Source organism: Wolbachia endosymbiont of Nasonia giraulti (assembly GCF_048054155.1).
GTDB classification, from domain to species: Bacteria; Pseudomonadota; Alphaproteobacteria; order Rickettsiales; family Anaplasmataceae; genus Wolbachia; species Wolbachia pipientis_C.
The window spans coordinates 43585-52102 of record NZ_JAFEVH010000004.1 but is presented as its reverse complement, the minus strand read 5'-3'; the positions used below and the strand labels follow the sequence as shown (position 1 = coordinate 52102).

Here is an 8518-nt window from a genome sequence, read left to right as displayed (position 1 = left end):
TTATTACTTTTTTTTCGGTTTGACACACTTTTTTGAACGTTCCCGATTTCACCGAATTGTCCCAATTATAGAATCTGAGCGGGTTTTTCTCCCTAACCAAGGAGTATGGCTTAGCAACTTTGAGTATGAGATTTTAATGTTTCCAGAAACCCGTCACGACGATCAAGTAGACAGTACCGTGCAATATCTTCAGTGGGTGAGAAACAATATTGCTAGAGTGGTAGCTATACGTTCATTGTAGCTTGAAAAGGTTCCTCGGAATTGTGTATAATTTTTTTAACTGAGCTTATTTAACTTATCCATTTTCTAAATGATATTTTAGGGTTTATTGAAATAAATACTACGCAAAAATTCTATCTCTGGGTGCTTAGATGAATATCTTTATATTAGACGAAAATCCTGTAACTGCAGCACAAATGTTATGCGATAAGCACATAGTAAAAATGCCGCTAGAAACTGCTCAATTGCTTAGCAGTGTTTTTTCAATAGCATTAAAAGAGCCAAATCCTTTAGTTAGCATTACAAACCAGAATATAGAAGTTCCATATAAACTTACTCACAAAAACCATCCTTGTTCTTTATGGGCTAGACAATCAAAAGGAAACTTTGATTGGTTAATAAAACATGGAAAAGAATTGTGTATAGAATATAGCTTGCGATACAAAAGAACGCATAAATCCGAAGAAGTTATAGATTGGTGCAATAATAACAAGGATTTGCTAATATTTCGATCAGCTGATATACAAGCTTTTACACAAGCGTTACCTGATCGATATAAATGTAGTAACCCAATAGAAGCCTATAGAGAATATTACCTAAAAGAAAAGATGAGATTTGCTAAGTGGGAAAAAGGTAGAGAAGCACCAGATTGGTTGCTAGACAAAATGCTATAGATTATAAAATTATCCAAATCGGTCATAAAAAAGGTAAATTGAAGCTACAAAAGCAATGCTGGCTGATAATGTTGATATTTATCAAGTTTATTGATCTTCCTAGTGAGATTAAAGAATTTAGTGAACTGTTATTTCCAATACATAATGGGCTACTTGCACTATAGAATGTCATGTACACATCTGTACTAACAAGTAGAGGTAAATCTAAGTCAGTTTAGATATAACACTTACTTTAAAAAACTTTATTTTACGCTGATATTCTAGCGCTTTTCTGTGGTATTTTGTTGGGGTATAATTTGCAAAACTATCTTCCTTATAAGTTAAAGAGTTACACTGCTTTATATGTAACTCTATCCACTCTGCATAATCCTGATGATCAGTTGCAATAAATATTTCCCCTGTGACAAGTATTTTTTTTGCTAATAAATTTAAAAATTCCGTATTAATTAACCGTCTTTTGTTGTGACTTCTTTTCGGCCATGGATCTGGAAAGAGAATAAAGAATTTTTCAACACTGTGGTCAGGAAAATTGACAATTAATTCTCTTGCATCTTCTGTCCATATTAAAATATTTTTTATGCTGTGTGCTTCTATGCTTTTTAGCAAGGAAGAGACCCCCTTTAAATAAGGCTCACATCCTATAAATAATAGATCAGATTCATTGAATGCCTGATGGAGCATATTTTCACCATTACCGAAACCTATTTCTACCCGTATTCTTTTTTGTAAGTCTACGATCTTTTTTATAGATTCCTTGCTGTTTTTAATAGAATACTTCTCCAAAACATTCAACTTCAACCTAGATCTTCTGGAAAATGACCTAATCCAATTATTATTCCTAGATAGCATATCTTACATAACTTAATCTTTTATAGCTTAAACAATTCTCGAAATGAATTAATGAGAATTTACTTGTCACTAATTATTAATATTATATAATATATGAGTTCTAATGAAGTTAAAATTAAAAGGTATGGAAAGTACAGTTGCTATCAAGAGACTATTATCAAATAGGTTCATAGAGGAGATATTTCAAGATCAATTTGATAATCAAGATAATGACTTTTGTGAAGATTCTTTTGCTAACAAAATCAAAGAAGGAGATGTGGTAGAAGGTATAATCACAAGAAGAAATTCTAATGACATTGTGGTTGATGTTGGTTTAAAGTCAGATGGAAGAATTCTGATTAAGGAGCTCAGTTGTAATGATGATATCACTGTTGGCTCGAAAATTAGAGTTTATGTTGAAAGAATTGAAGATTACCATGGTAATGTTGTTCTTAGTCGTGAGAAAGCAATCAGAGACGAAAAATGGAATAAATTGGAAGAAAGCGCAGTTACAAAAGATGAAGTAACAGGAATCATTAAACGCTCAATTAAATGCGGTTTTATTGTTGATCTTGGTGATGGAATAAGTGCGTTTTTACCGCTGAGTCATGTGGATTTGAAGCAAATAAAAGATGCTAATCACCTTATTGAAACTGAACAAAAATTCATCGTGCTTAAAATGGATAAGAAGCAGGGGAATATTGTAGTATCAAGAAAGCTGGTATTAGAGGAATTGCATGCTGGTGAAAAAATTAAGTTTTTAGAATCTTTAAATGAAGGTGATGTAGTAGAAGGCAAAATAAAAAGCATCACTAACTACGGTGCATTTGTTGGCATTCATGAATCAGATACAGTGGGAGTTATAGATGGGCTGCTACATATTACAGATATCTCTTGGAGTAATGTAAGTCATCCATCTGCAATTTTTTCTTGTGGTCAGCATATAAAAACTAAAATTATAAAAATAGATAGAGAAAATGGAAAAATCTCCCTGGGTGTAAAACAGTTAGGAGCCAATCCTTGGCAAGATCTAGAGTCAAAATGTCCAATTAACAGCGTACACAAAGGATGTGTAACGGGTATAAAAGATTGTGGATTCATTGTTGAGATTAAACCTGGGATTGCGGGTTTGGTACACTCATCAGAAATAACTTGGAGCAAGAGTAATTTACCAATTAGTAGTTTTGTAACAATAGGACAAGAAGTGGATGTAAAAATTCTCGGTATTGACATTATTAAAAATAAGATGAGTTTAAGCACAAAAAGGTGCGTAGAGAATCCTTGGCAAGTATTTATTGATAAATATCCCCTTGGTTCTATTGTTTCTGGTAAAGTTAAAAGCAACAATGGTTCACAAATATCTGTGACTTTTGATGATTCTGAGATATCTGAGGATGTAGAAGGAACAATTTATATGCAAAATCTAAGTTGGTCCAAAAACAATTCAGATGAAATAAAAAAGTATAATGTAGGTGATGAAATAGAAGCAAAAGTGATAAGGGCTAACGTAGATCGAACAAGAATTTATCTTGGAGTAAAGCAAATAGAGTATGATCCTCTTGAAGAACTGATAGAGAAAGTTAAAGTAGGGGATAAAATGCAGGTTACTGTAAATAAGAGAGAGGAAAATGGTCTAATCGTTGAAATTGAGAACAATGTAACCCTTTTAGTAGATCAAGAGCATTTACCAGAAAATAAAAAGTTTTCTATATCAGAAAAAATACAAGTGGAAGTAGTAGGTGTTGAAAAATATAATATCATATTATCTGCCAAATAACTTCTTGTGCTTCATATAAATGGCAACGAAATCTGATATAACAGCAAGAGTGGCAAAAAAACACCTTTTGTTAGATAAGGTCATTATAGCAGCCATAGTTGATATTTTTTTTCAAGTGTTTTCAAACACGTTGAAATATCATAATAGAGTTGAAATCAGGGGGTTTGGTTCTTTTTCAATTAGAAGCTATAACTTGAAAGAAGCAAGTAATTTGACGTCACAGAAGGTTGCAAAACATCAATACTTTAAAACTTATTTTCGTAGCAGTAAAAAGTTATCCCTCTTGATAAATGAATGAAAATCTATATTGTAGATTTGAAAGTTGTACAATATAGCATCATATGCAAGTAGTAGAAATAGTTATACACAATAACACATATAAAATATCTTGCGAAAGTAAAAAGAAGGACCATTTATTACAACTTGCTAATAGCTTCAACAAGCTAGTTAGCTCCATATCTCAAAGAACTGGAGGTAAGGGCTCAGATGCATTAAATTTCTTACTTGCAGCATTGACTCTCGAAGACAAAATTTTAGAATTAACAAAGCGATTAGACGAAATAAATCAAGAATGCAAAAAGTATAGGGAGGAAAAAAGAGTAGAATATGCTGAAGTATTAGATAGGGTAAACAAGATTATTGGGTGCATAAGTGATTAAAGCAAGCAATCAAATCGACTACCTCACTACTCAAATCAGGGGGGAGAAGTTTCTTACGAGTTATGTAACAATATAATTCGCAATCATCAAGATCAACTATTTTTTCGTATTCAATTAGTTCACTTAAGGAAAATTTATCAAGATATTTCAATGCAAAATGCCCTAAAAGTATATCAGTTTCTTTACAACCCCTATGCCAACTCCTATACATCAGTTTTCTTCTTAATAAGGAGATATCTATCATTGTCATTAAACTTTTTTTTAATTTAAAGACTAAACTAAATACTTGTCAAGCAAGGCGCATTTTAATATACTCAACGTTTGATTAAGATTTAAAACATAGGTGGAATTAATTTCTCATCAACTTAGCGCTGGAATATATTATTTTTTATCGTTTTCTTTAATAATTTCTATCATAGTATTCGTGCATGAATGTGGGCATTATATTGTCGCTAAAGCATGCAAGGTTAAAGTTGAATCTTTTTCTATAGGCTTTGGTCCTGAAATTTTTGGTTTTAACGACAAGTCTGGAACTAGATGGAAATTAAGTGCCTTTCCATTGGGTGGCTACGTTAAAATGTTAGGGGATACTAATGCAGCAAGCGTTCCTGTTGATCAACAAAAATTAACTGAAGAAGAAAAATTATACTCATTCCATACAAAACCTCGATATCAAAAAGCAGCAATAGTTTTTGCAGGGCCTTTTGCAAACATGATATTTACCGTTATAGCTTTCACAATATTTTTCAGCGTGGCAGGTTATTATCGTACTCCACCAGTAATTGGTAATGTAATTGAAGAAAGTGCAGCAAAGCAAGCTGGCCTATTACCAGGTGACACTATTACACAGATCAATGAGTACAAAATAAAATACTTTGAAGATATTTCACGCGTGATAATGTCCAACCCTGAAACAAGAATAGAAATTAAGTATAGCAGAAATAACGAAGAGTACAGAACTATTCTAACTCCGTTTATAGTTGAGGATAGAGATGTCTTTGGTAACATAATAGAAAGAAAAACTATAGGAATTACCTCAATTAATATGATAGGGTTAAAACAGTCATCTTTTCTTGGAGCTGCTAGCCTATCAGTGAATGAAACCTACCACACTATGTGTTTAACAATCAAAGCACTCTTTCAAATTGTTGTTGGTAAAAGGAGTATAAATGAAATAGGTGGGCCAATAAAAATTGCAAAATATTCAGGGCAATCAGCTAAAAAGGGACTTATTATGGTTCTATATTTTATGGCAATTATTTCAGCTAATTTAGCTGCAATTAACTTGCTGCCAATACCACTACTAGATGGTGGGCATTTATTTCATTATATTATAGAAGCAGTTATACGTAGAGATTTGAGTTTGAAATATCAAAAATATGCAGTCACTTTTGGTGCTACCATACTGTTTTTGTTGATGGCAGTTGCAATCACAAATGATATTAGGCATCTTTTTTAAGATACATATGAAAAAGTTATTTCACATACTAATAATATTTATTTCTTTTCCCACTCTACTTGTTGCTCTAGAAAATAAAGAAAAAGTACAGATAAAAAATATTAAGTATATTGGCAATGAGCGAGTAAGTGATCAAACAATAAGGTTTTATACAAAATTAGAACCAGGTAGTCATATAAATGATGATGATGTAGATTCAGTTATAAAAGATTTATACAAAACAAAGTTATTTGCTAGTATTAACGCCTATATCGATGATGAAAAAAACTTAGTAGTAAAAATTCATGAGAATCCATTGATTAACAAAGTAATATTGAAAGGCAATAAGTTATTTAACAGTAAAGAGTTGCTAAATAACGTTATCCAGTCAAAATCACTAACTATTTTCACTGAAACAAAATTACAAAACGATTTAATAAATATAGCTACTCTTTATAGGAACAGTGGTAAAATTGGTGTTAAAATTGCATATGAGCTAGATAAGCTTGGTAGCAATAGGATAAACCTAATTTTTAAGATAAAAGAAGGAAGAACGTCTAAAATTAAGGGTTTACGATTCATAGGTAATAAAAACTTTTCAGCAAATGAGCTAGAGCAAGTTATCAAAAGGCATAGCAATGATATATTTAGTAAGTTATTTAGAGCCATTTTTAAAAGAGGAACTCATTATTCACCTCAATATCTACTGATTAACACAGAACTGCTTGATCGCTTCTATTCATCTAAGGGATATATTCAAAATAATATCCAACCAATTGTTGAGGTTGATAATAACAACCAAATAGAGTTAACTTTTTTGATTGATGAAAAGCAGCAATACTTATTTGGAAATAATGAAGTTGATATTGAAACTGAGATTCAGGATTTAAGTTTAAGGGAAGAAATATTAGAATTTATCAAAGAGGAAAATAATCAAATATTTAATAGAGTTAAAATTAACAATACAGCAGAAAAAATAAGTAAACATTTAAACGAAAAAGGATATATATTTGCAAAAGTTAATCCAGAATATACACAACATAACAATGTTGTGGATGTAACTTACAAAGTGCTACCAGGTAAAAAGATTTATATAAACCAAATTACCATTGATGGCAATGACCGCACTTTAGATAAAGTAATTAGAAGAAAACTTAGCATGGCAGAAGGCGACGCATATAACACATCTGAGATTCAAAAATCACGTAGAAAACTTATATATAGCGATTTTTTTGAAACAGTAAAAATAAATAGTTATATAGTGGATGAAAATGCAGTAAATCTTGATTTAAATGTCAAAGAAAAAAGAACTGCCTCGTTATCTTTAACAGGTGGCATGTCTCTTCCTGGTGGAGTATTTGTTAAAACCGATTTCACAGATCGTAATTTATTTGGTAGTGGTAAAGAGGTATCTTTTGCTCTTGAAAAGAGTCAATATGTTCTTTCTACTAGTATAGACGCTGTTGAAAATAATTTTAACGACTCTGATACTTCACTAGGCATGAGTATTTTTTATGAAAAACAAGACAAACCAAACACTACTTTCGATACCTGCAACTGGGGAGGAATAGCAAAAGTATCATATAAAATCTCAGAAAATCTAACCAATTCCTTTCAATATTCTTATAAGTATAATCGCATACACATGGACAATAAGGGTGGAAAAGATGAGGATATCTCTGAGATAATAAGAGATCAAGAAGGTGAGTATCAGGTTTCATCAGTGGGATACACGTTAGCGTACAATAAACTGGATAACCTCTATACTCCTAAAGAGGGATATTTATTGCGCTTAAATCAAGATATTTCAGGATTGGGAGGAAATGTAAATTTCCTAAAATCTGAGTTTTTGTCTTTTTATACACGCCCTATACTAAGCAAAATTGATGATGATATAACACTGCGCTTTAAAATAGCAGCAGGTCATATTTTCTCTTATACCGATAAAGAGCTAAATATTGGACAGCACTTTTTTAAAGGTGGTAATGAAATTAGAGGATTTGACCTCTCTGGTATTGGACCAAGAGCAAAAGATAAAAATGATAGCTCGTTAGGAGGTAAAACTTATTTTAATTTAACACAGCAAGTAGATTTTCCATTACCTAAATTATACGACTACACTGGTATCAAAGGCTCACTATTTGTTGACTATGCAACACTTTTTGGTTTAGATGAAAAAGAGGTATATAGTGGAGAATATTACGATAGTAAGCTTATAAGAGTATCACCAGGTTTTGGCTTTTCAATGCCTTCTCCTTTTGGTAGAATTAGATTAGATTTTGGGTTTCCTTTAGTAAAGGAAGCTTATGACATAATACCATCGACAAACGTTAAAATTTCTATTGAAGCGGGGATTTAAATGAAATATATACAGTTATTTACATCAGTTATTGCCTTAATTATTTCCTTATTTGTGGGGTATAAGTTTGTAGGGTATCAGCCTCAGAGCACGCTTAATGCAAAGGCTGCCATTATTGATAGTGATAAGGTTATCAATGAATCTCTGGCTCTGCAAAATATACAACAACAAATAAAGGAGCAGAATTCTAGATTACAGAAGGAATTTGAAAATGAGTTAGAAAAATTTAAGCCATCGAAAGAAGAATTTGACCTTTTGTCAGAAGAAGCAAAAAAAGAAAAGACAGAACAATTTAGTAAGCATACTGTAAGTGTTAGGGATAATTACGCTAAGAAAATTTCACATTTAGAAGAAAATTATAGAGAAGCAGTAGAAAGTGTCTTTAACAAGATAAAAGAAGTTGCTAAAAAAACAGCAGAAAAAAACAACATAGATTTGGTACTATTTATTTCAAAAAAGAATCAAGTTTTATATTCTATGAATGAAGTAGATTTATCGGATGTAGTATTAAAAAATGTAAACAAGGAAATACCCGAATTTGCTTTGCAAAACATTGAATAGACT

General features: G+C 31.6%; 10 protein-coding genes and 1 pseudogene. 9 read left to right on the top strand and 2 right to left on the bottom strand.

The genetic code is table 11. The features are described from left to right. The 3 genes and pseudogenes from JR312_RS01255 to JR312_RS01245 form a co-directional block, all read left to right on the top strand. Nucleotides 1-241 (top strand): annotated as a pseudogene (locus JR312_RS01255) (hypothetical protein); the annotation flags it as partial. Nucleotides 242-371: 130 nt separating this feature from the next. Continuing rightward, entirely contained in the window at nt 372-893 is a 522-nt protein-coding gene (locus JR312_RS01250) for a pyrimidine dimer DNA glycosylase/endonuclease V (RefSeq protein ID WP_264330834.1), read from the top strand. Continuing rightward, nucleotides 869-1057, top strand: coding sequence for a hypothetical protein (locus JR312_RS01245; protein WP_416647509.1), 189 nt, complete (start codon nt 869-871; stop codon nt 1055-1057). Before JR312_RS01250 ends, JR312_RS01245 begins: the two co-directional genes overlap by 25 nt. 40 nt (nt 1058-1097) lie before the next feature. Here JR312_RS01245 and trmB read toward each other — a convergent pair whose 3' ends face one another. Beyond that, nucleotides 1098-1742, bottom strand: coding sequence for a tRNA (guanosine(46)-N7)-methyltransferase TrmB (gene trmB / locus JR312_RS01240; RefSeq protein ID WP_264330833.1), 645 nt, complete (start codon nt 1740-1742; stop codon nt 1098-1100). A gap of 103 nt (nt 1743-1845) precedes the next feature. Here trmB and JR312_RS01235 point away from each other — a divergent pair, with 103 nt between their 5' ends. From JR312_RS01235 to JR312_RS01225, 3 genes are read left to right on the top strand one after another with little or no spacing between them, the layout of a single operon-like run. Next, the gene (locus JR312_RS01235; protein ID WP_416647508.1) at nt 1846-3498 is read left to right on the top strand and encodes a 30S ribosomal protein S1; all 1653 of its coding nucleotides are present in this window, start codon (nt 1846-1848) and stop codon (nt 3496-3498) included. Nucleotides 3499-3517: 19 nt separating this feature from the next. After that, the gene (locus JR312_RS01230) at nt 3518-3796 is read left to right on the top strand and encodes an HU family DNA-binding protein (RefSeq protein WP_006014469.1); all 279 of its coding nucleotides are present in this window, start codon (nt 3518-3520) and stop codon (nt 3794-3796) included. 43 nt (nt 3797-3839) lie between these two features. Continuing rightward, nucleotides 3840-4157, top strand: a complete 318-nt coding sequence (locus tag JR312_RS01225) for a cell division protein ZapA (RefSeq protein ID WP_010404232.1) — start codon at nt 3840-3842, stop codon at nt 4155-4157. Here the strand turns inward: JR312_RS01225 and JR312_RS01220 are convergent. Further along, the gene (locus JR312_RS01220) at nt 4135-4401 is read right to left on the bottom strand and encodes a succinate dehydrogenase assembly factor 2 (protein ID WP_010404229.1); all 267 of its coding nucleotides are present in this window, start codon (nt 4399-4401) and stop codon (nt 4135-4137) included. The genes JR312_RS01225 and JR312_RS01220 overlap by 23 nt on opposite strands. Nucleotides 4402-4500: 99 nt before the next feature. Between JR312_RS01220 and rseP the strand changes: the two genes are divergently transcribed. The 3 genes from rseP to JR312_RS01205 are packed head-to-tail and all read left to right on the top strand — an operon-like array spanning nt 4501 to nt 8515. Next, nucleotides 4501-5616: an RIP metalloprotease RseP gene (gene rseP, locus JR312_RS01215; RefSeq protein WP_006014462.1), complete on the top strand. Its 1116-nt coding sequence runs from the start codon at nt 4501-4503 to the stop codon at nt 5614-5616. A 7-nt stretch (nt 5617-5623) separates the two neighbouring features. Continuing rightward, nucleotides 5624-7954: an outer membrane protein assembly factor BamA gene (gene bamA / locus JR312_RS01210; protein WP_416647507.1), complete on the top strand. Its 2331-nt coding sequence runs from the start codon at nt 5624-5626 to the stop codon at nt 7952-7954. Next, complete coding sequence (locus JR312_RS01205) at nt 7955-8515, top strand: OmpH family outer membrane protein (protein WP_416647506.1); 561 nt, start codon at nt 7955-7957, stop codon at nt 8513-8515. Nucleotides 8516-8518: the final 3 nt, after the last annotated feature.